A 26939-nucleotide genomic window follows, 5' to 3' on the forward strand; every position below is an offset into this window, starting at 1 on the left:
CCTCGTTATCTAAATATATTTCCGGAAATAACCATCCTTTGAACCTGTGATGTTCCTTCATATATTTCAGTTATTTTAGCATCTCTCATCATTCTTTCAACTGGATAGTCTTTAGTGTATCCATATCCACCAAATAACTGTAAAGCTTTAGTAGTAACATCCATAGCAACATTTGCAGCATGAAGTTTTGCTCTTGCCGCATCAACGCTATATGGAAGTTTGTTATCTTTCTTCCATGCAGCAAGATAAACAAGATGTCTTGCGGATTCAATAGCAACATCCATATCTGCCATTATCCAGCTTAAACCTTGGAATTTATCAAGTGATTTACCAAATTGTTTTCTTTCCTTCATATAATTTTTTGCCTCTTCAAAGGCTCCTTCAGCTATTCCCAATGCTTGAGCTGCTATACCAATTCTTCCTCCATCAAGACTTTTCATTGCTATGCCAAAGCCTTTTCCTTCTTTTCCAACTAAATTTTCAGCTGGAACTATACAGTCCTCAAATATAAGCTCAGTTGTTGATGATGCTCTTATACCCATCTTATCTTCTACTTTTCCTATTGAAAATCCAGGGAATCCTTTTTCAATTATAAATCCGGATATCCCCTTAACGCCCTTGCTTCTATCAGTCATAGCAAATACTACAAATATATCAGCCTTTCCACCGTTAGTTATGAATATTTTTGATCCATTTAACACATAGTGATCTCCTTCAAGAACTGCAACTGACTGTTGTCCTGCTGCATCAGTACCTGCATTTGGTTCTGTCAAGCCAAATGCACCGAGTTTTTCGCCCTTTGCAAGTGGTACTAAATATTTTCGTTTTTGTTCTTCTGTTCCAAATTCATTTATTAATGAAGCACACAATGAAGTATGCGCTGAAAGTATAACACCTGTTGTAGCACATACCTTTGATAACTCTTCAACTGCCATAATATATGATTGAGTGTCTCCTCCTGCTCCACCATATTCTTTTGAAAATGGAATGCCCATCATTCCATACTTAGCCATCTTCTTTACATTTTCCATAGGAAACTCTTCTGTTCTATCTATTTCAGATGCTATTGGTTTAACTTCTTTTTCAGCGAATTCTCTAACCATCTGTCTTACTAATTCTTGTTCCTTTGTTGGTGCGAAATTCATATGAAATTACCTCCTACTTATTTTTAAAGCTTTTTTCTCTTCTTTCTACAAAGGCTGTCATACCTTCTTTTTGATCCTCAGTTGCAAAACACTCTCCAAACACTTCTGATTCATACATAAGTGCTGTTTCTATATCACACTGCATACCTCTATTTATAGCAGCTTTACAATACTTAACGGCTATGGGAGCTTGTGCTGCTATTGTATTTGCAAAGCTTATAGCTTCTTCCATAACTTTATCTGGTTCAACAACCTTATTCACTAAACCAACTCTAAGAGCTTCCTCAGCTTTAATAATTCTTCCTGTAAAAATTAACTCTTTTGCTACTGCCATTCCTGCAATTCTTGCTAATCTTTGAGTTCCACCAAAACCTGGTGTTATTCCAAGACCAACTTCAGGCTGTCCAAATTTAGCATTAGTTGATGCAATTCTTATATCGCAAGCCATAGAAAGTTCGCAGCCACCTCCAAGTGCAAATCCATTCACTGCAGCTATTACAGGTTTATCTAACAAGTCAAATTTTCTAAATACTTTATTTCCAAGCATTCCAAATTTTCTTCCTTCAGCTACTGACATATCTTTCATTTCTGTGATATCTGCACCAGCAACAAAAGCCTTTTCACCGGCACCGGTTAAAATAACTGCATACACTCCCTCATCCTCAGCTACCATGTCAACAGCACAATCAAGTTCTTTTAAGGTTTCCGAGTTTAAAGCATTTAATGCTTTAGGCCTGTTAATAGATATGGTTGCAATTTTATCATTTTTTTCAAGAATTATATTCTTAAATTCCATGTTAATCCTCCTCTATATTTTAAGATTGCTATCTTTCAACTATAAGAGCGGTCCCCATTCCTCCACCTATACATAAAGTTGCAAGGCCTCTTTTAGCATCTCTTCTTGCCATTTCATGTAATAGTGTTACAAGTATTCTCGTTCCTGACGCTCCAATTGGATGTCCAAGTGCTATAGCTCCACCATTTACATTTACTACGTCCATATTGAACTTTAAGTCTTTAGCAACAGCTAAACTTTGAGATGCAAATGCTTCATTAGCTTCAATTAAATCTATATCTTCTATTTTCAAATTTGCCATATCTAATGCTATCTTAGTTGCATGGAATGGTCCGTAACCCATTATTGATGGTTCAAGACCTCTTTGTCCATAAGAAACTATTTTAGCAAGAGGTTTAACTCCAAGCTCTTTAGCTTTTTCTGCGCTCATTACAACTATTGCTGCTGCACAATCATTTATTCCTGACGCATTGCCAGCAGTAACTGTACCCTCTTTTTTGAAAGCTGGTTTTAATTTTGCTAAAGCTTCAATTGTCGCACCGAATCTTGGAAATTCATCCTGTTCAAATATTATTTCTTGTTTTTTCTTTTTAACAACTACCGGAACTATTTCATCCTTGAATTTTCCTTCTTTTATAGCTGTTTCAGCTTTTTTTTGTGATGCTAAAGCAAATTTATCCTGCTCTTCCCTGGTTATTCCCCATTGCTGAGCTATATTTTCTGCAGTTATTCCCATATGGTATTTATTGAATACATCTGTTAAACCGTCAGTTACCATTTCGTCAACAAACTCTCCATTACCCATCCTTTGTCCCCATCTTGCATTATTTAAAAGATATGGAGCTTTTGACATATTTTCCATACCACCAGCTACAATTACATCTGCATCTCCAGCTTTTATTATTTGACAAGCCAGAGAAACTGCTCTTAGACCTGAGCCACAAACCTTATTAATAGTCATTGCTGGAACTTCAACCGGAAGACCTGCATTAACCATAGCTTGTCTAGCTGGATTTTGTCCGAGTCCCGCTTGTAAAACGTTTCCCATTATTACTTCATCTACAGCTTCACCTTTAACTCCTGCTCTATTTAAAGCTTCTTTTATTACTACAGCACCTAAATCTACTGCTGCTACATCCTTTAAAGTCCCTCCAAAGGATCCAATAGCCGTTCTTACTGCACTTGCTATAACTACTTCTCTCATTTTTAATCTCCTCCCCCTCTATTGATTTAAATGTTACTTTGTTAACTTATACTATTGATGTGAAAATGTTATCAATACTATAAGCTGATATAAAATATATATGCTTGAAAGATTTGAAATATAATTTTTGTATCCCGAAATAGATATAGCAAATACCTTGCCAAAGATATTTTACTTATTAAAACCAGTAATTTAGCCTTTCTACAATTTTAATTAAATATAATATTTAACAAAATCAGTATTTCTTTTAATATTTGTGTTATATTCAAGACAATTTCAATCTAAAGTTGTCTACATTTCTATACAATTGATAAATTTATAACAATTTCACTTTTTTAAAATGTATAGTTTTCCGTACAATAACTGTCAAAAATAAACAAATTGTTAAATATATAACTAAAAGCCCCAAAAAAATATTTTTTGGAGCTTCCTAATATCAATTGAGTTTATCTTCTCGCTTAACACATAGTAAATTCAGTTTTAATTTTGTCACTCTAATCTATATGCAACTTTGACATTTTTTCATATAAACTTGATCTACTTATGCCTAGAAGTTGTGCTGCCTTTGATTTATTTCCCTTCGCAACACTAATACTATTTAAAATTGCTTCTTTTTCTGTATCATTTAATATATCTTGAAGATTTCTAACAGGTTTACACTCTCTTATTTCTGTTATTTTAGAAGGAAGATGTTTTACATCTATTACTGTTTCATTTTCAATAATTGTTATTGCTCTTTCAAGTACATTTTCCAGTTCTCTTATATTTCCTGGCCAACTGTAACTTTTTATATATTCCAAAGCCTCATTTGAAATCCCCTCAATATATTTACTTACTTTGTTACTTATTTTATTAATAATATGATAAACTATTGTTTCAATATCTTCTCTTCTTTCTTTTAATGATGGAACGTTAATTGTTAAAACGTTCAATCTATAAAATAAGTCCTTTCTGAACTTATCTTCTTTCACTAATTGTTCTAAATTTTGATTAGTGGCTGCTATAACTCTTACATCTATTTTTTTAGGACCATCTGACCCTATTTTTTCAACTTCCTTTTCCTGAAGTACTCTTAAAAGTTTAACCTGCATATATATTGGCATATCTCCTATTTCATCTAAAAAAATAGTACCACCATCTGCTAATTCAAATTTACCTATCTTTCCTTCTTTTTTTGCCCCTGTGAAAGAACCACCTTCATATCCAAAGAGTTCAGATTCAAGAAGTTCTCCTGGAATAGCTCCGCAGTTAACTTTGATAAAAGCACCATTCCTTCTTCTGCTTTCCTTATGAATAGCATGGGCAAAAAGTTCTTTACCCGTCCCACTTTCACCTAATAGTAAAACATTTGAAGAGCTCCATGCAGCTTTTTCAGCAAATCTTTTTGCACTTTTTATTAATACCCCTTCTCCAACGATATCATCAAAGGAATAAGTTGTTCTATTTAATGCGGATATATTATTAGTTAATCCTTTAAGTTGTTTTTTCATTGCGTTTATATGTTCATGCATATCATTTAAATCTTTTATGCTTTTAAATATAATCTTTGCAATGGCTCCAATTACTTCCCCATCTTTAACAATAGGTATACGACTGACAATTAAGTATTGACTATCTATTTTTAGCAACTCTGCTATTTCAGCTTGTCCAGTTTTGACTACCCTAGGTAATCTTGTTTCTTCAACTATTTCTGTTATGTGCTTCCCAATAATATCCTCTCTTTTCTTTTTAAAAATCATAGCATAACCTTTACTAATCATTGTAATGAAACCTTCTTTATTAATAGCTATAATACCATCATAAAGCGTGTCCATTATAATATTTAAAATTATACTGTCGTTTTTTAAAATGTTTTTCTTATACATATTTATAGCTCACCACCTAACTGAATTTATATTAAAAAACTATTTCCCTTTACCCTACATATACATTTATCTTTATGCTATCTAAAAAATAATTACAATAGTATATCCTATTGCATTATATTATAATCCTTATTTTTCTATTTTTCCATGATTGTATATATTTTGTTTAATTTTAAACAAAAATCATGAGCTTAATAGGAGTAAAGGTAGCATCTGTATAACCAGGGGCAAAGTAGAAAACGCACTCTAATTTATTAAATAATTAAAGTGCGTTTCTTAGTGTTTTTTCAATAGTGTATAACTTTTAGTAGCTGAAGAAATAAGAAGATTAATATCATAGTCTAATATAGCCTGATTTTTTAATTTTTTTCATTGAACGTTTTTATTAATTCATTAGTTGTAAATCCTAGTCTATCTTTTACTGCTTCATTAACGTCAGACAACATCTTTGTAGTATTTTCTCTATATTTTTTATAATCTTTATTAAGTAGGCATAAATACTCTTCAAAATCTTTTTGAATTGATCCAATTACCTTCATTATTTGCTTTGTTTTTTCAATATCTTTGATAAATTTCTCTTTAACTTCTTCGTTCTCTTTTAGCGATTTTGCAAATTCAATTTGATGATTTACCATGTTATTCTTAGTGTTTTCATCGTAATTTAACAAGTCTTTAATTTGAGAATCCATCATTTTTTTTAATTCATCTAATTTATAAGTATCTGATGATTTATTAAACTCTTTTATTAAATAATCATTTTCATCTACTTCGTCTACAGAATCCAAAAATTCCACAAGCTTCAGCCATGTTTTCTTTTTTTCATCATTATCAATGGTAATCATTAAAAAAGGTTCATACATAGTAACAAATATCTGTCCAAAGTTTCCTGGAAATATTCTAAGTAAGATATTTGATATATACTCTTTTTTATCATATATAGATAATTCTAATGTTTCCCTTAGTTTTCTAATTTGTTCTCCTGATGCTTTGTAATCATTTAGATTCTTTTCTATAAGACTTTCAATGATTAATTTACTTTTTCCCAGATGATTTATACTTTCATCTATTTTTTTTAGAGCAGCCATTAAAGCTTCAGTCAAACTTTTTTTACCTACAACCACATCTTTTATATCTATAATTGATATATCTAAAGCTCTCAGTGCTCCAATTAAATTCAGTTTAACAATATCATCCTCGGAATATTCTCTATAATTATTTTCATATTTTTTTGAAGGATTAATTAATCCCTCACTTTCATAGTATTTAATAGCCTTTTTGGTTAAACCAGTTTTCTCTGATGCAATTTTAATATTCATATTGTATACCTCCCATAAATCTAAGAAATTTCATTTCTTTAATTTTATTCTAATGGTGCCTGTAAGGTACAAGTCAATATTTTTTATAACACTTGATTTAAAATCAAACTCATTTTAAACTATAAAAAAGTATTGCATCTAATTCTTTAAATTGTTTTGATATATTTTACCATTCCGATGTAGCTCCAACAAATGAATTACACCATTATAATCTACTAACTACCTATGAACTATAATAAAACCCTATGCAAAGCATAAGGTTTTTGAACAAAATGAAACTCCTTCTCCTTTCGTCGAATGAGTACTCGCTGAGTAAGCGACTATCTCCAAATCATAGATTTGGGATATCTGCTTAAGATTTTGGATGCCTGCTTATCTGAGCGGTAGTTTTACCGCTTTATGTTATATTAAATACTTTTCAAAGCACCTGGACAATTAGTAATTATGTCATCAACTCCCATCTGAATAAGCCTTCTCCAATCATCTACATTATCTACTGTCCATACATGCACCTTTTTATTATTTTTATGGAGCTTTTCTACTATACTCTTAGTAACTTTAGGATAGTAAATGCTATAATAATCAACATATTCTAGATTTAACTTGTCTCCTTTATTCAAAGCTGTGATATATCCTGTCCTAATTTTAGGATTTAGCTTTTTCACCTTTATCAGCGTGCGGTAATCAAAGGAACATACTAAACAATTATCTATAAAATTATTATCTTCAATAAGTTGCACAACTTTTCTTGGTAAGTCCGTATCATTTTTATAGCTCTTAATTTCAATATCTAATTTAATTTTTCCTTTTGATGCCTTTATAACTTGATCTAGTGTAGGTATCTTTTCACCTTTAAACTTTTCTGAATAAATGCTCCCTACATCTAGCTTCTCTATATCTTTATATGCTACGTCTGAGAGGTTTTTATCCACCTTTGCTACTCTTTTTAAGTTCTTATCATGCATTAATACAACTACCCCATCTTTTGTTTCCTGTACATCCAACTCAGCATAATCTGCCTTATCTTCTGCCGCACACAAAATAGAGCTTACGGTATTTTCAGGCGCACGTTTACTACTTCCCCTATGACCTATTATTTTTACATTCTTACTTTTAACGGTAAATCTCTTACCAGAGTAATTATCAGCGACCATAATAGAAACCATAATAACTACAAATATAACCAGTGCCCTTTTTATCATAATTAACTCTCCTTCTGCTACAGCATCCACTTATTACAAAAATTATCCATAATCTAAATAAAAATTACAGGTTACTACAAAAAATTTAAGTTCTTATTATCCATTATATATTATATATCGGTAATGGTTAAATCATTTTTCAAATAATTCTGTGATAGTTCTTTTTAAAAACAAAAACTGCCTACGTTTGTTTCAATTAACATTATGACACATATAAGGAGGCTAGAATTCTACGGATGTAGAACTACCGAGGAAAGTAAATCAAGAAGTATCGTTATTACGAACAAAAAAGTACCTAAAAATGAAAAGATCCTAAAATTCATTACTCGATATAAGAGTAATACCATCCTGTTTAAACTTCTTTAAAAGGTTTCCCCATTTGTTTTCAGCTAGTAAGACAATTCCGTCTTTGATGATAGAGACATTGTATCCTCGTTTTAAGGCTCCCTTTGCTGTAAAATAAACACACCCTGCTGCATCTAGTCCAACAATATATAGTTTGTTAATTTGTTGTTCAGCTAAAAAAGCCTCAAATTTAGGATTAGAAAACGCATCTGGCATTGGTTTTGAAAAACAATGGTTGGACATGATATTGATTCGTTTATCAAACTCAGTTCCTGGTTTTCCTTTGATAGCTGTTCCATGTCCAACGACTCTCGATAGCATCCTACCAAAAAAACCGTCAAATTCTTGACGAATATATACAGTGATTATATTCTTCTTGGATGCCTCCTCTATTATCTTATTCACTGTTGTAATCAATCTCTCAGAGTCTTTGTAGGGATATGGAGATTTTGCTGTTGTTCCAGTATAGTCTTCTTGAATGTCTATTACTAATAATGCTTTTTGTGGGCTGTGGTACTTTTTATTTTCCATAATTTCACCATCACTTTCTTATGTCATATCATACCATTTTGACTTAATCAATATAAAAATTGTGAATCTACCTTTATAAAATATGCTCTATATTCGAATGATATCATTCGATGCATCAACGCATCAACCTATAACATTTTTCTGAACTAAAAATGCGCCATTAAGTTTTTATCTTACGGCGCATTTTGATATTGGTTTTCTCTTTTCATTTTTACTTTCGGTTGTTTCCCCCTAAATCTTTCTGTTGCATTCTTTTCTCGGAATATAAGAAAAATACGTCTTAATAAGCATTATAATGCTCTACTTATCTAATCGTGTAGTTTAAGTCCTTTTGTCATCCTATCAATATGATTCTTCTTGCCTATCATTCCAATACCTACAAGGTTTAAGTCATCAGTTTTATACTCTGCAACTTTTGCACGATTGTCCGTATCATTATAGGTCTTGAAAATTTCTTCAGTATAAATAGTCATCTTAACTTCTTTAGTAAGAGCCTTTTTCAGTATCTCTTTCAACTCCTGATTACTTGCGGAATAAATCATAATGGGTTGTTGTGACATCGGAAGGTAAGCTACCCCGTCACCATCAACATAAGGTTCTCCGATAATATTTTGTGTCCCGCCAATTCCGCTCATTAAAAATGCTGTAACATTTAGTTTTTGCCATACCAAAAGGTCATCTCTGATTATAATTACTATCTTGTTAGCAAATTCCATCTTAGAAACTCCTCCTCAATTTAAGTGTGACATATATTCAAATGGTGTTATTCCATATATGCTTTTAAAATTTTTATTTAAATGCGTTAAATCAACAAAACCACATTCTTCTACTGCTGAATAAACATCTCTATTTTTCTCTATTAACTTCCTTGCATGGTCTACCTTGTAGTTAAGAAAATATTGGTATGGTGAGATTCCAGTATTAGCTTTAAATAATCTGATAAACTTAAATTTTGACATATCAAGCTCTTTACAAATGTCATCAAGTCTTAGTACATTTTTTAAGTTACAACAAATCATATCCTTTGCTTTTATAATTAGAGCATTATCTTTCTTGTAACTTCTACAAAGATTAGTTTGAGTAAAGCTATCTGCAAGAGATAAAAGTAATTCACTACACCTCATTTTTTCAAATATAAATCTTATTTCTTATATATAAAGGTACTATATAAAAATATATTACAAGAATCTTCTTTACGTTTGTATTTTTACTAACGAATAAAAGCTGCTTCTTGCTGACAAAGAGCATCTTTCAGCCATTGAGGATGCATCGGTAAAATATCTGTTGGCAGATCATCTATTGCAAAATAACGCAATTCAAGAGTCTCAGGTGAAGAAGCATTTATTTGTCCTCCCACTACTTCTCCCTCAAAATACGTAGTTATAAAATGTGTTGTAATTCCATTAGGATATTTGAAAACTTGTGACTTTGGATCTGAGTAAACACCAATCAGCCTAGTAATACGAATATCTAATCCTGTCTCTTCCCATACTTCTCTAACAGCAGCTTCCTTTACACTTTCGCCTGGCTCTACATGTCCAGAAAGTAATCCCCAGAGTCCTACATCTGCACGTTTTTGTAGTAGAACTTTTCTATTTTCATCAAAAATAATTATTGCAACTCCTGGGTAAATGTTATCAATTTTTTGTATCATAAGTATTCCCTCCCCTTAAATTACACTAAGTTATTCCTTTATCCAGTAAGTGCTACAATCATTAGAGCGCTCAATAAACCCATACTCTATTAAAGCTCTTCTAATAGTAGCATAGTCATCATATACTCTTTTTAAAATTCTATTTATTTCTTTTTCGGAATATTTCTTTCCTTTTGAAAAATTCTTAACTATTTCAGATAGAACTATTATCTTATTTTTTTCTTTAGCTGGATAGGTCTTTATTGCTCCATTTTCATCCATATAATTTTTAATAGTGTTCTCTCGTTCTTTGTCAGTAGTATTATATCTATCATCTATGGTAGTTGCTGTTTTATGGGCATCACACAAAACCTCTTTATCTAGTATATTCACCTTTTTTCTTGCGTCATTAGATATAAGCTCCATCATTGCTAAAAACAATCTTGCTTGCTTTTCTTTTTCTCGCAATTTATAACGATGACTTCTTATAGTAGACTGCGCAACTCCTAGCTTTAAAGCAATTTCCTTATCAGTTAAGCCTGAAGCTATTAATACAAGTACATCTCGCTGAACCTCAGATATGCCAGTAAAAGCGGTATTCATTCCTAGCAAATATTCTAATGTTGAACCATGGATTTTCTCTATATGAAGCTCAGTTGCCTTCCTTGAATCATAAAGTATAGAATCTATTTCATATATTCTTCCCTTTGTAAATTCCTCCTCACAAATTATACATTTATAATGCTCATCACTCTCAATGAAGCCTTTTTTTACATCTTCTATAGTTGCATCCCAAAATATTTCTCTATTATTCATATTCTCAACACCTCTTTTATATTTGTTTATACGTTAATTATATGCACATTTTTCAATTTTGTCTATATATAAATAAACTTTTTCGAATTAAGTTTATTTGTTATTGGAACATATACTTTTTAATACGCTATTTTATAAATATAAACTTACGATTATTGATGTAAGCCTTTTGCCACATTATAAAAAATAAGAATTATGTTCAAATCGATTCTTATCTGACTTTTATTGACCGATCGATCGGTTTGTGTTAAGATTATGATGAAAGAGGTGATACCATGATAAATAACGAAGTACAGACAAATGTATCTACTGCTGACCGCATCTTATATGCTGCTATGCAGATTATTAGTGAATCTGGTCTTAAGGGGTTGAGTGCGTCAAAATTAGCAAATGCCGTTAATCTTAGCAAAAGTACGGTATTTCATTACTTTAAAAAAATGGACGACATCCCAGCACTGGTTCTTGAAAAATTATATGATAAAATCATTAATCCTATACAAGAGGAACATTATGATAATGTACACTCATATCTCAAAGCACTTGGTACAACTAGCTTTTCAAGCAATGAAGAGCACATAATCATCTATAAAGCCTTTGTAAGCCTTTTTCAAGCTAGTATGCACGATGCGCATTTAAAACAAATCGTAAGCAGCTGCTCCGACCATTTTGGTTCATCGCTTTATAGTAAACTTCGCAGTCTTTGCGATAAACGTATTGATGATGATACGTTAAAAACGTTGACGCATCTGATCTATATGAGCTTAGATGGTATCGGCATACACTATTTAATAAACGGCAACCAAATACAAGCACAAATGGCTTGGGAATTGTTCGTCGATACAATTGTTAATCAATACGCTTTAGTTTAGCAGCATAAAGATTAATAACCCTTATGTAAAATAAGGAATGCTAGGAGGTTCCGAAATGAAAAGCATTATTATTTATTATTTTAGTGGCACAGGTAATACCTGGTGGATAGTAAATGAACTTCAACAACAATTGACAGCACAAAAACATCAAGTCAAATGTTATTCTATTGAAACACTCACCACGGAAAATGTACTAGAACACGTTAAAGATGCGAATCATATTATATTGGGTTTCCCAGTATATGGCTCAACAGCTCCGAAGAATATGCTTAATTTTATTCATCAGTTTCCAAGTACAATTAATGGCCAATCTGTTAGCATATTTGCCACTCAAGCATTAGCCTCTGGTGATACTACTTATCACATAGGGCAAATGTTTATTGAAAAAGGTTATAATCTTAAACAAACAATGCATTTTAGAATGATGAATAACTTTCATATACCAAAATTCAGATTTTATCGACCTAAAAATGATTACCGTGTTGATAAATTACACCAAAAATCTTTACCGAAGGTGGAAAAATTAGCACTTGCAATTACTAATGACAAAAAGCACATTATTGGTAAAAATATTCTAGACCATCTTCTTGGTAATTTACAGCGAAGTCATATTGATAAGGTAATTGATACGGTAAGTAAAGAATTTAAGATTGACACAACACGATGTATCAACTGTGGTAAATGCGAGCGTATATGTCCGACGCATAACATTAAAAAGTGTAGCTGCACTTACAAATTTGAAGATAATTGCATCTTATGTTTGCGTTGTTATAGTCAGTGCCCTAAATCTGCAATTCTCATTGGCGAAGGTACAAAAAATGAAGTGAAGTATCCACGCTATAAAGGTCCTGGAAAATATTTTGACATTATAGAAAAAATCTAAAAAAAATAGTAGCTCCATTTACAATTGGATGCTACTATTTATATATATTTTGGTAAAACTTGAATAACACACCTTCAGCTACCACAAATAATTTTGCTGTAATCTAGCTCTCTTTTCTTTATTAAAGCCATATTCTTTTTCTAAATATTCATCAATAGAGCCGTATCTTTCTTTAATTGTATTTAAAGCACTTTCTATATATTCTTTTCTTACCTCCATTAAAGCTTTGAAAATTTCTTTGCTGTCTTCATCCATTAACAAATTGCTAAGGGATTTAATTAATGCTTCATTCATATTTGAGCGATATATATTAGTTAATAAATAATCTTCTATAACAGTTTCCTCTGGTACTCCTAATGCTAGTAATATTAATGCAGAACCTATACCTGTCCTATCTTTACCAGCTGTACAATGCTGAATTATAGGCATTTTATCTGGATGTTCAATATACTCCATAAGCTTTTTAAAGGCTTTATTTTCAAATACCATCTCTAGATAACTCTTTTTAAGAAGCTCCTCTGGTTTTCCTAATGTTTTTAAGCTTTTACTTTCCTTTATTAATGAAAACAGATCAAAATTAACATCACTATTATCTAAAGATTTCATTCCAGAAATATTTAGATTTTCAATGCCTTCAATTAATGGATCTGGTTTTGCATTAACTTCCCCCTTTGAACGATAATCCAAAATTGTTTTTATACCTAAATTTTTTAGATATTCTATATCTTCTTCCGTTAAACCAGCTAATTCATCAGAACGATAAAAAATATTCCATTTAACCCTTCTACCATCTTTTGTTTTATATCCTCCTATATCACGAAAGTTATTAGTACCCTTAAATGGTATTAATACTTCCGCAACTATTTCTGGAACATATCCCTCAGCTTTTAAAATAAAATAATTTCTTCTATTAGTATCTGGATCATCAAAAATAACTGCCTCTTTTCCTTCTACAGTTGCAATATATTCTTCAATTCCATTTATCTCAGGAGTTTTATTCCAATAAATTTTAACCTGGTTAAGCTCTTTTTCTGACTTCCAACTAATATTTACTTTGTTATCATTAATCCTTGTAATCTTTACATTTTTAAAATATTTTTTCTCTTTTTCTACCTTTAAAAAATCCATACTCATTCTCTCCTTAACACAAATTACATTTTATCCAATTTATAGAATGAAGTAAAAATTATAAATGTTATTTTAATACTTACTATTACTATTAAATCATATTGTTTTAATTTATGGTAGAATTTTCTTTGACATAACTAGACATTTCCACTAATTCTTTATTTACATACTAATCCCCTTAGATATTCTAATTATTTCTTCTTTTTTCGTATCATCCAAGCTTTCCAAATATTTGTTAAACTTTTCATGCCACTCTTTCTCACTTTCAGTACCATAATCAGTGTCTAGAACTTTATCATTGGAAATACTCTTAATTAATAAGGCTACTTCAAAATCATCTAGAGCTTTAAAAATATCAATAAATTCATCGTTAAATATACAATCAGAACTAAATACATCCACCAGATCCTTTAAGCTGTGAAATTCTTCTCTAATAATCTTTATTTTATCTTCTACTCTACTACAATCCCTAATCTCTTCAGTTATTTTTCTAAATCTACTATCATCTAAGCTTTTTCCATCCTCATATTTAAGCATATTTTCTTCTGACTTGCTTAAAGTGATGAATACATTTTCCAAAGTGTTAGTTTCAATATATCTTTTTATTTCAGGTGCTATCTTCCAAACAGTCCTGTTTATATATTCAATAAAGTTTTTATCCTCAATAAAAAGCTCCTGACAAAGTTTTTCTGCCGCCCCGAAAATCAATCTCCTAAACTCCACTTGAGATAAGTTTTTCATGATACTTTTAAGATATGTTCTATCCCCTTTAGTTATCTCTAAGGACCTGTCCTCTTTTCCAATTAGAATACATCCTAAGTAGTTGACAAGAACTAACTGAAAAATATTAATTAACATGTGCTTAGAGTCTTTGTTAAAGCCTTTTAATAAAGCTTCAATTTCTGAGCCATCAAAGTATGAACAGAACTTATTTTCAAGAATTATTTTATTTAAATAATCCTCTATATATTCAATTCCTACTAAATCACTTTCATCAATAGATAGTGGATAATCTATAGAACCTGGAGTTTCATGCCTTGCAAACCTAACATCATACTCTTTAAAAAATAATGAAATTCCATAATCAATGGTATCTATATAGGCATAGTTTTCTGTTTGTAATCTAGTTTCCTTTACAATCTGAAATAATCTTTGACATTCATCTACCTTAGCCTTTAATATCTTTTCACCCTGAGCAAATAAATACTTTACTTCTTTCTTTTTAATTAAAGTTATACTTTCCTCTACTGTTGATTGGTTCTTTAAAAATAATCCCAGTGTATAGCAAATAGACAACATAATCTGCTCTGCAATTTCTACCCTAACCGAAGAACTTTCATTCCTTGTATAATAACCCACCGTTTCTGTTAAGATATCTAACACTTGAAGTTGAATACTCTCAATATCTCTTATGTTTAATAAATTATTTGAATGAAGCACCTGCAACAGAGTTTGAAAATAATGTTTCTTACTTAATGAATTTTCAAAAGCATCTTTTTTATTTATAATAAAATTATTCTTTATCTCCATCATCATCACTCTCCACGTCTCCATCCACATTTAAATAATCAACCACTCCATACTTTATATTATGAGCTATTTTATCCAAGTATTTATATCTAAGAAGCTCTAAATCCCCATGACATCTATTATCAAAATACTCCTTCATCAACTCAATTAACTCGTCATCACTTATCTCTTCCATCGTTTCACTTTTATAATAATAAAAAGTTTCTATAAGGTCATCTATAGTTTCAACATAATTATTTTGTAAAATATAAGGCGAATCGCAAAAGCTGGAAATAATTTTCGTTATTATACCTCCGCCAAATTCCACTCTGCCATTACTGACTAAAGCTTCATCTCTCGTTTCCATAAGTGCTTTTATATCTTTCTCTAAAAGTTTTAATCCATATTCTAAAGTCTTTTCGTTAATTTGCTGAATTTCTATAAATGCTTGCTTAGTTATTATAGAATTTGGAATAGACATAATATAATTTTTCACAAATTAACCCCCTAATTTTTTAAATTTCCTATTGACTTTTCAATTCGGATATGATATGATAAAATTGATATATTATATTTACAACGTTATACAATTTTATCATTGTCTTGATCTTAAGTCAATGATATTTTTATGCTTGGATAAGATTAAATTGAGCTGAAAAGTTAAAGAAAAAACCCTCGACATCGCTGTCGAGGGTTTTATTAGTGTAGGGTATCCATACCAAACATCTGCACAAAAACCTCATTTACTTGTGGTAGTCGAGTAGGGAAAGCCCTCTCGAACTTTCCCCCTCACAGATTCCGTACGTGCCTAATTAAGACATACGGCTCTTCATATTATTTTATAGAAATCGCTATCTATATATGTTTACATAAATCTTAGGCTTAGGTAATGAATTATACTTCATATACATTTTGAATTTGTCTAAATCAAAGCTTCGCCTTTACCTTTGCTCTGAATTTCTTTTTTCTGTTTTCTTCTGCATTTTTCCAAATGTTAACAAATTCTAATTGGATTTTTACCTTCACAAGGTACTCCAGTTTGACATAAACCACATCCAGAGCCTGGCTTTTCACTTTCGCCATAAGATTCAGCTAATTTACTTAATGCATCACCATAAGCATATTTATAACATTTTATCTTATCATGACCTTCTTTAGATATAGCATTGACAGGACATCGCTTAATGCAAGCTCCACAGATACCTTTGCTACATAACAAACAATTTTCCGTATGATTTTTAGCAACTCTAACATCTGGTGTAAGCTTTAATTCAGTTACAACTGAAATTAGCTTTACTGCTATTCCCTTCTCAGTAATAAAAGCATCATTTATAGAAAAAGTCCCTAACCCAGCTGCATAAGCTATATGACGTTCTGACCAATTTGATGTTAAGTCTGAACCATCTCCATGAATTTTAAACCATTCAGAAAGATGAGGAGCAGTAGTTCTATATCCCATTTTATTTAAATAACTTTCTAAATATTTAGCAAAATCTCCAGAAGCACGAGTTAATGCCCATTCTTTTGATGCTAATTTTTTTTGTGCTCTATTACTTTTTCTAGTTTTTTCATTTATAGGCAGCACAACGCTTATAACTGTTCCACCCTTATAGGTACCTTCTCCAAAAGCTAATTCAAATGCTTCTTTTGGAGTGAAGTGATGCTCACCAATTATTTTTTTATACTCTTCAAATAAAGGATCTTCTGTATCTGCAAATTTTATAATAGGCTCCTCATAATAAGTATCTTTAATTTCTTCAAACCAATTCTCTTTACTTTCCTTAAAATATTTTTTAATTTCATTTTTTATTAAATTCTCCATTTAAAAACCTCCATAAATAATTTAGTTCTAAACATTTAATAAGTCCCCTGACTCACCTAGCAAATACCAATTAAAGTGTATATACACGTTAACTAGTAAAAAATTAAGGCACTAAAGCCTCAATTTTGGAAAGAAATGTTGTAAAAATATCTATATTGTCTTTGCCTAGATATTCTTCTAAAAAACTTTGTGCCTTTTCCCAAAGCTCTTCTGCATATTTATAGGTTTCAATTCCCTTATCCGTTAATTTAAGTTGTCTATTTCTAGCACCTTCTGCTGATATATCTTCTACAAATCCACTTTTTTCTAAAGGTTTAAGATTTCTCACAAGAGTAGTTCTATCTAATCTTATGATTAAAGCTAAGTCACTGACACTTACTGGTTCTAATTGCTTTATATGTCTAAGTAATGCAAACTGACCTATCTTTAAGTTACTTGGTGCAAGAAATTCATCATAAACTTCGGTAACTGCTTGTGAAGCTCTTCTGATATTAAGACAATTACAAGGGGATGGTTTCTTATCATAAATGTTTCTATCCATAATTATCACCTTTTTTACTTTCGTGTATTTACACTATTAAATATACTTCTTAAATTCTTTTTTGTCAATATATTCTTATATACTTTATGATATTTTCAAAAACCCTTACCATCTTTAATTTTAAAATAGGTTTCTGATGGAAATCTAAAGCAAATCTGAAGAATTTCTGAAGAAATATAAAAAACCATACTGTTTTTACAATATGGTCAATGTATAGTGCACATATTTCGTATATGATATGCTTCAGCGTAACGTATATAACTTAGACTTTTTAATTGAGAATACTAAATTTATGTTATAATAAGTTTATTATGTTAATTTACAGCTACAATTTATGAAAAGATGAGGTGATCACTTTTGAACAGTATAAAATGTGAACGTAGAATATATAATTGTGAATTCAACACTCATGCTCATTCATATGCTCAATTGATTCTCCCCTTGCATGGAATGCTTAATATAAAAACTGATTATAAAAAACTAGCACTTGAAGATGATCACTTGTTCTTTCTTCCTCCGGATTGTGAACACACCTTTAGAGCTGATAAGAATAATGAATTTTTGGTTTTAGATATAGCTAGTAATATGCTTAATAGATATGATATGGAAAATATGATAGGTGGGAGAGAACTTTTATTCGATGATAAGTGGAAAGCTATAAGATATTTATTGTTAAATGAAGCTGATAACAATAAATGTTCAAGTTCTATTATTAACTTATTTCTCTACTGTTATGATTTTATTGCAGATGGTGGTAATCTACCTGATTCTATAAAATATATTAATGAACATTTTACAGAGGATATAGATTTAAAAAAATTAGCAGCTATTGAGCATTACAACGTCAGTTATTATAGTGAATGGTTTAAAAATAAAATGAAGGTCTCCCCTGTTGAATATATACAAAAATTAAGAATAGAAAAAGCAAAAGAATTATTTTTAAATACAGATCTAACTATTTTACAAATTGCTCAGATGATAGGTTATGAACACAATTCTTCTTTTACTAGAGTATTTAAAAATTTAGAAAAAATGACGCCTGCAGAGTTTAAAAGAAAAACCAAATAATAGGCTAAAAACTAACTGGATTTTAGCTAAGATTTATAAAGAAAAAAAGCTATAATAGTAGATAAATAACAGTTTAAAGGACTATCATAAATAGTGCTTTATTTTTTTATAACTTAGGGGGGATAATAATGACTAATAAAATAGAAACAATTATAAAACAATTTGTAGAACAATATTCAGAAAGGGTGGATGTTCAAACAAAGTGGAAGGAACCTTTGGTAGCTTATGCAGATGCAATGGATGAAATGTTTTATAAGCTTAAGGACATAGTAAGTCCTTCACATGCAATGCCTAAGGATTTTTTGCCAGAAGCTAAAACAGTAGTAGCATATTTCATACCTTTTGATGAAGCTATAGTTAAAAGTAATATGGAAGGAAAAGAAAGTTCGAAAGTTTGGGCAAAAGCATATATAGAAACTAATCAGCTAATATTAGATTTAAATACTTTTATTAAAAATGAATTACAAAATTTAGGGTGTAAATCAAATATTATACCAGCAACACATAATTTTGATACTAAAAAACTAATTAGTGACTGGTCCCATAGACATGTTGCTTTTATTGCTGGGTTAGGAAAATTTGGACTAAACAATATGTTAATTACTGATAAAGGATGTTGTGGAAGGGTTGGTACTTTTGTAACTGATCTAAAGATAGAACCTACTAAAAGAAAAAATAGCGAGAATTGTTTATATAAGCATATGAATGTATGCAAAAAATGTGTAGATAGATGTGTAAATGATGCTTTAAAAATTGATTACTTTGACAGACATAAATGTTATGAAATGTGTTTGTATACCGATAAACTTCATTCAGATATTGGTTTATCAGATGTATGTGGCAAATGCTTAGTTAACGTCCCTTGTTCTACAACTAATCCAGTGAAACTAAATAAATAGTTCTATTACTATACAATATTCTTAAAAGATGAGTCAAGGACTTACTTCATCATAGTAAGTCCCATTGTTTTTAATTCACTACTTACTATTTTCAGAATAAAATTTTAAAGCTTCCCCGATAAATTTAGATGCACCACTACCATATTCCTTATCAGTTCCTTTTATCACTTTAGAATTTAATAAATAAAGTTCTGCCATAAACCCCAAATAATTTTCTCCCGCATCTATTTTTAAGGCTTTATTCTGTTTTTGAGTCTCATTTGCTATTTCTTCAACAATCTCTTGAATTTCCTCTGAAGAAGGCTCTTTACTTAAGTCAGATGTAAGCTTTTCATATAATGTATTTATTTTAGGCTGCTTATCTCTCAAATAAAATTTTAAAGCTTCTCCGATAAATTTAGATGCACCATTTCCATATTTCTTATCAACTTCTTCTATCCACTTAGGAAATACTAAATAAATTTGTACCATAGAGTACCAATGATCATCTCCATTATCCATTTTGAAAATTTCATAATCTTTTTTAGCTGTATTAGTTATTTCTTCAGCAATTTGTTGAATTTCCTTTGAAGAAGGATCTTTACTTAAGTCAGATACAAGCTTTTTATATAGTTCTTTTAATTTAGGATGCTTATCTTCCAAACAATCTTTTTTAAACTCATCATATTTTTCTTCTATAGTTAATATATCACTATTAAAATTATTCTTTATAGCTTTAGCAAATTTTTCAATACTTCCATATTGCTTTATAGCACTTTTAGCAATTTCAGCTTCATTAGATTTACATTTTTCAATAAATTCATTATATTTATCTATACTACCCCAGCTTTTAATTATATAATCCTCATGTTCTTTTTTAACCTCTTCCAATACATTAAAATATTCACTCATATCAAATTCTTTAAAACTCATTGTATTTTCTCCTTTTAAGGTTTTATTTATGAGCTCTATTAAACCATTCAATCTCTTGCGTTTTAACATAAGCAACTTTTTTTGATTTTTTAGTGCTTGCATTTTATCAAAGTACGGACTCAACATTATCTCTTTAACATCTTTTAAAGGTATATCAAGTTCTTTAAAAAATAAAATTTGCTGCAGAGTTTTAAGGGCCTCATCGTCATAAAGTCTATATCCTGCCTCTGTAATTTCACTTGGTTTTAATAATCCTATTTCATCGTAATAATGTAGTGCGCGCACACTTATTCCTGTCAAATCCGAAACTTGTTTTACTGTTCTCATTGCTACACCTCAAAGTTTAATTTTACAGCTATCAATATTATCTAATACTCAGCCGGCTATGAGTTTTTGTAATATATTCAAGCTATATTTTTATATTACACTATGACGTGGTGTTAGGGTCAACACTTTATAAAAGAATTATAATAAAACTTAGTAGAAAGCACTTTGCATGCTGCTTGGCTATTGTATCAGTTTGTAGTTTTTTATATCACACTTCAAATCTACCTAGTCAGCATTATTATATAGAAATTTTTATATTCACAGGATTTATCATTAATTTTCTTCTTGAAACAAAATAAGAAGGAGAACCTCCTCCCTCTGGATTTGGTTCTCCTCCATTACTTAAATACATTATATTGAAAATTATCTTTTATAATATTTTCTTTATTTTTACTTATTATCCTTTACTTGTGATATGGTTCGGCGTAACAGTAGTATAGGAGGTTTAAAAACTTCACATAAATGTTAGAAGAAATTTTATTAACATAGTACCTCTATTATGCTTTTAACCAATAGTTCTTTAACTATCTTTTTAAATTTTTCTTTATATCTACTGCTGTTTCCCCCTACTTCTCTTCGAATTTTTACTTATCCATTTATGAATTTAATTGGTGTTTTTTTATCAGCGCTTATTGACTTTTTAGAAAAATTGACTTAGTATAAATTTATACACCGTATAATATTTTACGTAATATAAATTTAATTGGAATTAAGGAGTGTTACAGTTATGAGCAGAAGGGAGCGCAAAAAGGAGGAAACTAGGAGCACCATAATAGATTGTGCTTTAGATCTTTTCAAGGGTAAGGGTTTTCAAGAAACCTCCATGGAAGAAATCGCAGAACAATCAGACGTATCAAAGGGCACTTTGTATAATTACTTTCCAGATAAGGAGTCCATACTGGTGGGATACTTTCAGTATATTACAGCTGATTACGGGGAGGATATTAAAGAGGCTCTAACAGACAGTCAAGATTTAAAGACAAAGCTTAATAACCTGTTGGACTTTAAAAAAGGTTTAATGGGAAGTGATGTAAAGTTAACAGCTATTTACTTAAGATATAGGATTCAGACACTTTTAAACAGTGACCCCTTTTCCAATCCAAATCGAAGCGGACTGGAAAATGTAGTACTCGAAATAATAAAAGATGCACAGGCAAAAAAAGAACTCAGATCAGATATACCTTCAATAATAATGGCAAGGACTTTTATGCTTTTAGCGGTTAACTATTTTATTTCAAACATAGAAGCAAAAGAGCCATTTGAAATGGATACATTAAAGAATCAGTTAATTGAACTATTTTTAAACGGTGCAAAGCTATAAATATTATGGGGGTGGAAGGATTATGGAAAAAAAGTATATTTTATTCTTTGATGAAACAGATAAAAAGGACTTGCTTCTTGTAGGCGGTAAAGGTGCAAACCTAGGTGAAATGACACTGGCAGGCTTCCCTGTACCTTTTGGATTTTGTGTGACAACAGAAAGCTATAAGGAGTTCATACACCATAACAATCTGTCAGAATTCATAGCTCAGGTAATTAAAGCTGCAAGCCTTGAGAACATAAATGAAATTGGGGAGCAAATAAGAGAGAAAATACAGCAATCAGCTATACCTGAAAAAGTGGAACAGGAAATAATAAAATCATTTAACAAGCTAGGAGTAGACAACTACTATGCAGTTAGATCAAGCGCCACAGCAGAGGACTTAGCTTTTGCCTCTTTTGCTGGTCAGCAGGACACCTATCTTAATATCATGGGAGAAAAAGCCCTATTAGACTCAGTAAGAAACTGCTGGGCATCACTGTTTACAGATAGAGCTATATTATATAGAATTCAAAATAAAATTGAGCATGAAAAGGTCCATATGTCCGTAGTTGTTCAAAAGATGGTACTGCCTGAGGTATCAGGAATTATGTTTACAGCGGACCCTATATCAGGTCACAGAAAGCTTATATCCATAGATGCAAGCTATGGTTTGGGAGAAGCTCTTGTTTCCGGTTTAGTGTCCCCTGACATATATAAATATAATAAAAGCAGTTCAGTAATAGAAAATAAAACAATTGCTGAGAAAAAACTTGCTATAACGCCGATTGAAGGCGGCGGTACAAAAAAAGTCGAGATAACAGCTGAGAAAGCAGCAAGCCAGGTTCTTCAGGACTCACAGATAAAAACTCTTGCTGAATTAGGCATTGCAATAGAAAAGCACTACGGCTGCCCACAGGACATTGAGTGGTGTCTGGAAAATGACAAGCTGTATATAGTTCAAAGCCGTGCTATTACCTCATTATTTCCTATGCCGCAACCTATTCCAAAGGATGATGCTCTGCATGCCTATGTTTCCTTTAACCATTTTCAAGTTATGATAGCCCCTATTTCACCACTTGGAATTGACATGCTTAGAATGATTTTTCCTTTTGACAAAGGAGCTAGAAGTGCCGAGGAATATAGAGTAATAAAGTCAGCAGCAGGCAGAATATATCTTGATTTAAGCGATATTCTTCAATATAAAAAACCTAGAGAGGTTGTATCTTCATTTCTCAAAAATGCTGATGCCTTGATGTCACAAGCTTTAAAAGAGCTTATAAACAGGCCTGACTTTGAAGCAGAAATTAAAAAGAACAAAAACTCAGGGAAAGCCTTAAGAAAATTCTTTAAGCCTATAGTTTTCAAAGCGGTAAAAAATATTACCTACAGAAAACCTGAGGGTACTGTGGAATTTGTAAAAAGCTATATAGATAAGCGAACAAAAGAAGCGGCTAAAGCTATTAATAATGCAAAGCAAGGCATAGAAAAACTTGAAGCTATATATAAGTCTGCAGACTTTTCTGATGACTTTCAGGTGTTGATTCCAATAATGGCTCCTGCAATGTTAAGCTTTAAAGCTCTTGAAGCACAGGAAGAAAAGCTGCTTGGAGAACACAAATATGTTGATATTATAGTTAAAGGCCTGGAGGGCAATATAACCACAGAAATGGGTCTTCTTGTTGGGGACCTGGCTGATATGATTAGAAAATCACCTGATTTAATAAGAGAATTTACAAATGAGGATTATATCACTTTAATTTATAGAATAAACAAACTAAAGGATAATGAGGAATTTAAAAAGACGTTTAATAACTTTATTGATATATACGACATGAGAGCTGCTGGTGAAATAGACATGGCAAAGGATAGATGGATAGAGAATCCTGAACCTCTAGCAAAGGCAATTATGGCTATAGTTAATACCTCAGAGGAAGGCATCCACAGAAAAGAGTATAAGGAAACTATTGAAAGAGCAAAGAAAGCTTCGGCAGAACTCATTAAAGAAGTAGAAGGAAAGCACGGAAAAGTAAAAGGCAAAGTAGTAAGACGTATGGTAAGGGTATTAAGAAACTATATGCCAATTAGAGAGCATCCTAAATATTTAATAATGAAGCTTATTCTGACCTATAAGAAAGCCTTCTTAGAAGAAGCAAGGCTACTGGTTGAAAAAGGCCATCTTTTAGAAGAAAAGGATATATTCTATGTAGGCTTCTGGGAGCTTTATAAGGCAATACAAAATAATGATAGCCTTGTAGAACTTATAAAACTGAGAAAAGAGGAATATGAGCACTTTAATAAGCTAACCCCTCCTCGCCTCATAACTAGTGATGGTGAAGAAATCAAAGCAGGCTATAAGAGAGAGAACCTTCCTGAAGGTGCCCTACCTGGCATGCCCGTTTCCTCAGGAGTTATTGAAGGTATCGCAAGAGTAATCACCGACCCCTCAAAGACTTCTATAAATAAAGGCGAAATTCTAGTAGCACCTTTTACAGACCCAGGCTGGACACCATTATTTATAAATGCAGCTGGTCTTGTTATGGAGGTTGGAGGTTTACTCACTCACGGTACTGTAGTTGCTAGAGAATACGGAATACCAGCAGTAGTTGGAATTACTGAAGCTACTAAGAAAATCAAGACAGGTCAGAAAATAAGAGTTGACGGTAATGCTGGATTTGTCCTGATAATTGAAGAATAGAGGTGCTTAAGTGTTAGGATTTGCAGGCATACTGCTAGGAATGTTTTCTATAGGCATGATGCAGCTTATACTTGCCACTGCCCTGCCTTTCATAGTTAAAGAGATAGGCGGCGGCAGTTTGTACAGCTGGGTTTTCTCCAACTATATGCTGGCATCTCTGGCTGCCATTCCATTATTCTCAAAGCTTGCGGATATTTACGGCAAACGGAAGTTTTATATCCTTGGAATAAGCATATTTTCTGTAGGCAGTATTTATGGAGGGCTTGCTCCAACCATGGCTCATTTAGTCGCAGCAAGAGTAGTTCAGGGCTTTGGCGCAGGGATTATAACCCCTGTATCCATGGCCATGATTACAGATATGTTTCCAGCTGAAAAAAGAGGAAACATGATAGGCGTTTTCGGATTTGTACAGCTCTTATCAAACCTTTTGAGTCCTCCCCTGGGAAGCTTTATTACAAAGCATCTGGGCTGGCACTGGATTTTCTTTATAACAGTAGCTTTGTCAGCACTATCAATCCTCATGATTGTATCAGGACATAAGATTAAAGAAATTCGCTCCTCCATGAAGCCCTCAGATATAGACATTTTAGGAGGAATGATTTTTGGAGGCTTCTGCGTACTCATAGTAAACTTCTCAAATACAGTAAGCAGTCAGAAGAAACTAAGTGCTTTAGGAATAACTCTCCTTCTGGCAGCTATTGTTGCAGCGGTGTTACTTGTATTTAATGAAAGAAAACACAAAAACCCTGTTATTAAAGTTGAATTCTTAAAAACTAAAGTAATAAGAAGTTCTATAATAAGCTCTATTTTGGCAGGAGCAATAATGTACGGTCTAGTTACTATACTGCCAATGTGTGGAGTTGTTCTTAAGACTCAGGGCTTTAAGATTGATGAAAGCAGGATACTCCTTCTTTTCATGATCGGCATTACTATAGGACTTTTAACAAGCAGCAGAGTCGCTGTCAAATTCAGTTCAAGATATTTTACAAGGTCCTTATGGTCAATTATGCTTTTAAGCTCCATTATAATGATGTATTCCATCAGCGCTGGAAAGCTTCTAATATTCAATGTTCTTTGCGCATTAATAGGCCTTTGCACAGGAGGAATCATGGCAACCTTCCTTATAAACTCACAAAATGCCGTGAGCAGCGAGGACAGAACAGTACTCAGTGGCCTTATACAGCTGGGAAGATATTTCGGCGCATCAGTGGGAGTTACCATCCTTACAGGTATACTGCCTGAGATTAGTGTAATCACAAACATTGGTCAGTTTACAGGAGCCTTTGGACTACTGGCGGCCTTGTGCATATTAGGTCTTATTAATGAAATTGTATAATAGATTTTTCATACTATAATTGATTATTCCAAGTTTTAACAAGTAATCTTAGACTAATTATTAGATATTTTGAGCAGTAAAACCGGTACAATAATCATACCAAAAACGTATGCGCTTATCATTTCCATTGTTAAAAGCAGATACATTATATTTCCAACAGGATGCATATCTCCATATCCTACAGTAAAGAAGGTGGCTGCACTAAACCAAAGGCAAACTATAAATGCTTTGGGCAGTTTATAATTGGATTTAATAGCGTCTTTAAGATAGTTTCCTGCAAAAGGACTGTTTGGATAGTTTATAGGAAAATTATGTACTAGGAAATATAAAGTTGCATTAACAAATAATATAACCATCACTACAGAAATGATTGTAGCCATTGTTTTTATTATTGTAAAATGTATGTCACTTTTAGGCCCCATAGTAAGATTGCTGTAAATTGAAAGAACCATTATTATTATAACAAAATATACGAACGTCATATATACAATGGGAGCAAGCTCTATTATAGATATTTTCGTTAAAGTTATATACTTTTGTATGCTGGATTTTGATGCATAGGAATATAGGATTTGAAACAATCCATAAACTGATATGGCTATGTTTATAAAATTCATCATAAAATTTTCAAAAGCTTCATGGAACTTACTTTGTTCTTGCTAGCAGCATAGTATTTAAAGGATATTATAAACAAACATAATAAGCTTGTATAATACAATGTCTAACATTTGAAGAATATTGTTAATGCAAAGTCACACAAGCATATAAAAATTCCGCTTACAATATTTATTTTG

At 31.6% G+C, this 26939-nt stretch carries 24 protein-coding genes and 1 pseudogene; 7 read left to right on the top strand and 18 right to left on the bottom strand.

All coding sequences use genetic code 11. The features are described 5' to 3' along the window. Nucleotides 1-5: 5 nt before the first annotated feature. From ACZ5N4_RS16160 to ACZ5N4_RS16210, 11 genes are all read right to left on the bottom strand, one after another. A complete protein-coding gene (locus tag ACZ5N4_RS16160) occupies nt 6-1145 on the bottom strand; it encodes an acyl-CoA dehydrogenase (protein ID WP_464203527.1) in 1140 nt (379 codons plus the stop codon). Nucleotides 1146-1158: 13 nt separating this feature from the next. Further along, nucleotides 1159-1941, bottom strand: a complete 783-nt coding sequence (locus ACZ5N4_RS16165) for a short-chain-enoyl-CoA hydratase (RefSeq protein WP_464203528.1) — start codon at nt 1939-1941, stop codon at nt 1159-1161. A 28-nt stretch (nt 1942-1969) separates the two neighbouring features. After that, entirely contained in the window at nt 1970-3145 is a 1176-nt protein-coding gene (locus tag ACZ5N4_RS16170) for an acetyl-CoA C-acetyltransferase (RefSeq protein ID WP_464203529.1), read from the bottom strand. A 494-nt stretch (nt 3146-3639) separates the two neighbouring features. After that, on the bottom strand, nt 3640-5010 hold the full coding sequence (locus ACZ5N4_RS16175) for a sigma-54 interaction domain-containing protein (RefSeq protein ID WP_464203530.1): 1371 nt from the start codon (nt 5008-5010) through the stop codon (nt 3640-3642). Nucleotides 5011-5369: 359 nt separating this feature from the next. Further along, a complete protein-coding gene (locus ACZ5N4_RS16180; protein ID WP_464203531.1) occupies nt 5370-6326 on the bottom strand; it encodes a MerR family transcriptional regulator in 957 nt (318 codons plus the stop codon). 407 nt (nt 6327-6733) lie between these two features. Next, nucleotides 6734-7528: a glycerophosphodiester phosphodiesterase gene (locus ACZ5N4_RS16185; protein WP_464203532.1), complete on the bottom strand. Its 795-nt coding sequence runs from the start codon at nt 7526-7528 to the stop codon at nt 6734-6736. Between the two features lie 312 nt (nt 7529-7840). Beyond that, nucleotides 7841-8404, bottom strand: coding sequence for a cysteine hydrolase family protein (locus tag ACZ5N4_RS16190; protein WP_464203533.1), 564 nt, complete (start codon nt 8402-8404; stop codon nt 7841-7843). Between the two features lie 308 nt (nt 8405-8712). Beyond that, nucleotides 8713-9120 carry a DUF2000 family protein gene (locus ACZ5N4_RS16195; protein WP_464203534.1) on the bottom strand — a complete coding sequence of 136 codons (408 nt, stop codon included), beginning with the start codon at nt 9118-9120 and terminating at the stop codon, nt 8713-8715. Nucleotides 9121-9135: 15 nt separating this feature from the next. After that, complete coding sequence (locus ACZ5N4_RS16200) at nt 9136-9528, bottom strand: helix-turn-helix transcriptional regulator (protein ID WP_464203535.1); 393 nt, start codon at nt 9526-9528, stop codon at nt 9136-9138. A gap of 86 nt (nt 9529-9614) precedes the next feature. Next, nucleotides 9615-10058, bottom strand: coding sequence for an NUDIX domain-containing protein (locus ACZ5N4_RS16205; RefSeq protein WP_464203536.1), 444 nt, complete (start codon nt 10056-10058; stop codon nt 9615-9617). 30 nt (nt 10059-10088) lie between these two features. Continuing rightward, nucleotides 10089-10853 carry a DUF2087 domain-containing protein gene (locus ACZ5N4_RS16210; protein WP_464203537.1) on the bottom strand — a complete coding sequence of 255 codons (765 nt, stop codon included), beginning with the start codon at nt 10851-10853 and terminating at the stop codon, nt 10089-10091. A gap of 275 nt (nt 10854-11128) precedes the next feature. Between ACZ5N4_RS16210 and ACZ5N4_RS16215 the strand changes: the two genes are divergently transcribed. After that, nucleotides 11129-11722 carry a TetR/AcrR family transcriptional regulator gene (locus ACZ5N4_RS16215; RefSeq protein WP_464203539.1) on the top strand — a complete coding sequence of 198 codons (594 nt, stop codon included), beginning with the start codon at nt 11129-11131 and terminating at the stop codon, nt 11720-11722. Between the two features lie 55 nt (nt 11723-11777). Continuing rightward, the gene (locus tag ACZ5N4_RS16220) at nt 11778-12605 is read left to right on the top strand and encodes an EFR1 family ferrodoxin (RefSeq protein WP_464203540.1); all 828 of its coding nucleotides are present in this window, start codon (nt 11778-11780) and stop codon (nt 12603-12605) included. A gap of 78 nt (nt 12606-12683) precedes the next feature. On the opposite strand, the gene ACZ5N4_RS16225 is transcribed toward ACZ5N4_RS16220, so the two are convergent. From ACZ5N4_RS16225 to ACZ5N4_RS16245, 5 genes are all read right to left on the bottom strand, one after another. Further along, entirely contained in the window at nt 12684-13733 is a 1050-nt protein-coding gene (locus ACZ5N4_RS16225; RefSeq protein WP_464203541.1) for a tyrosine-protein phosphatase, read from the bottom strand. A 162-nt stretch (nt 13734-13895) separates the two neighbouring features. Continuing rightward, complete coding sequence (locus ACZ5N4_RS16230; protein WP_464203543.1) at nt 13896-15263, bottom strand: DUF6179 domain-containing protein; 1368 nt, start codon at nt 15261-15263, stop codon at nt 13896-13898. Next, complete coding sequence (locus ACZ5N4_RS16235) at nt 15247-15738, bottom strand: DUF6323 family protein (RefSeq protein WP_464203544.1); 492 nt, start codon at nt 15736-15738, stop codon at nt 15247-15249. Before ACZ5N4_RS16235 ends, ACZ5N4_RS16230 begins: the two co-directional genes overlap by 17 nt. A gap of 498 nt (nt 15739-16236) precedes the next feature. Beyond that, the gene (locus tag ACZ5N4_RS16240; RefSeq protein WP_464203545.1) at nt 16237-17064 is read right to left on the bottom strand and encodes a 4Fe-4S binding protein; all 828 of its coding nucleotides are present in this window, start codon (nt 17062-17064) and stop codon (nt 16237-16239) included. A gap of 103 nt (nt 17065-17167) precedes the next feature. Next, nucleotides 17168-17605, bottom strand: a complete 438-nt coding sequence (locus ACZ5N4_RS16245) for a MarR family winged helix-turn-helix transcriptional regulator (protein WP_464203546.1) — start codon at nt 17603-17605, stop codon at nt 17168-17170. 357 nt (nt 17606-17962) lie between these two features. Between ACZ5N4_RS16245 and ACZ5N4_RS16250 the strand changes: the two are divergent. Continuing rightward, nucleotides 17963-18728, top strand: a pseudogene (locus ACZ5N4_RS16250) (AraC family transcriptional regulator). Between the two features lie 73 nt (nt 18729-18801). Then, entirely contained in the window at nt 18802-19572 is a 771-nt protein-coding gene (locus ACZ5N4_RS16255) for an epoxyqueuosine reductase (protein ID WP_464203547.1), read from the top strand. A 78-nt stretch (nt 19573-19650) separates the two neighbouring features. Here ACZ5N4_RS16255 and ACZ5N4_RS16260 read toward each other — a convergent pair whose 3' ends face one another. Further along, a complete protein-coding gene (locus ACZ5N4_RS16260) occupies nt 19651-20811 on the bottom strand; it encodes a MerR family transcriptional regulator (protein ID WP_464203548.1) in 1161 nt (386 codons plus the stop codon). Nucleotides 20812-21538: 727 nt separating this feature from the next. Between ACZ5N4_RS16260 and ACZ5N4_RS16265 the strand changes: the two genes are divergently transcribed. From ACZ5N4_RS16265 to ACZ5N4_RS16275, 3 genes are read left to right on the top strand one after another with little or no spacing between them, the layout of a single operon-like run. After that, entirely contained in the window at nt 21539-22132 is a 594-nt protein-coding gene (locus ACZ5N4_RS16265; protein WP_464203549.1) for a TetR/AcrR family transcriptional regulator, read from the top strand. Between the two features lie 22 nt (nt 22133-22154). Continuing rightward, on the top strand, nt 22155-24809 hold the full coding sequence (locus ACZ5N4_RS16270) for a phosphoenolpyruvate synthase (protein WP_464203550.1): 2655 nt from the start codon (nt 22155-22157) through the stop codon (nt 24807-24809). 10 nt (nt 24810-24819) lie between these two features. Then, nucleotides 24820-26145 (top strand): MFS transporter, encoded by a 1326-nt coding sequence (locus ACZ5N4_RS16275; RefSeq protein WP_464203551.1) that lies wholly within the window; start codon nt 24820-24822, stop codon nt 26143-26145. Nucleotides 26146-26198: 53 nt separating this feature from the next. Here the strand turns inward: ACZ5N4_RS16275 and ACZ5N4_RS16280 are convergent, their stop codons facing one another. Continuing rightward, on the bottom strand, nt 26199-26765 hold the full coding sequence (locus tag ACZ5N4_RS16280; RefSeq protein ID WP_464203552.1) for an ion channel: 567 nt from the start codon (nt 26763-26765) through the stop codon (nt 26199-26201). Nucleotides 26766-26939 lie beyond the last annotated feature (174 nt).

The organism is Clostridium nitrophenolicum (assembly GCF_055391695.1).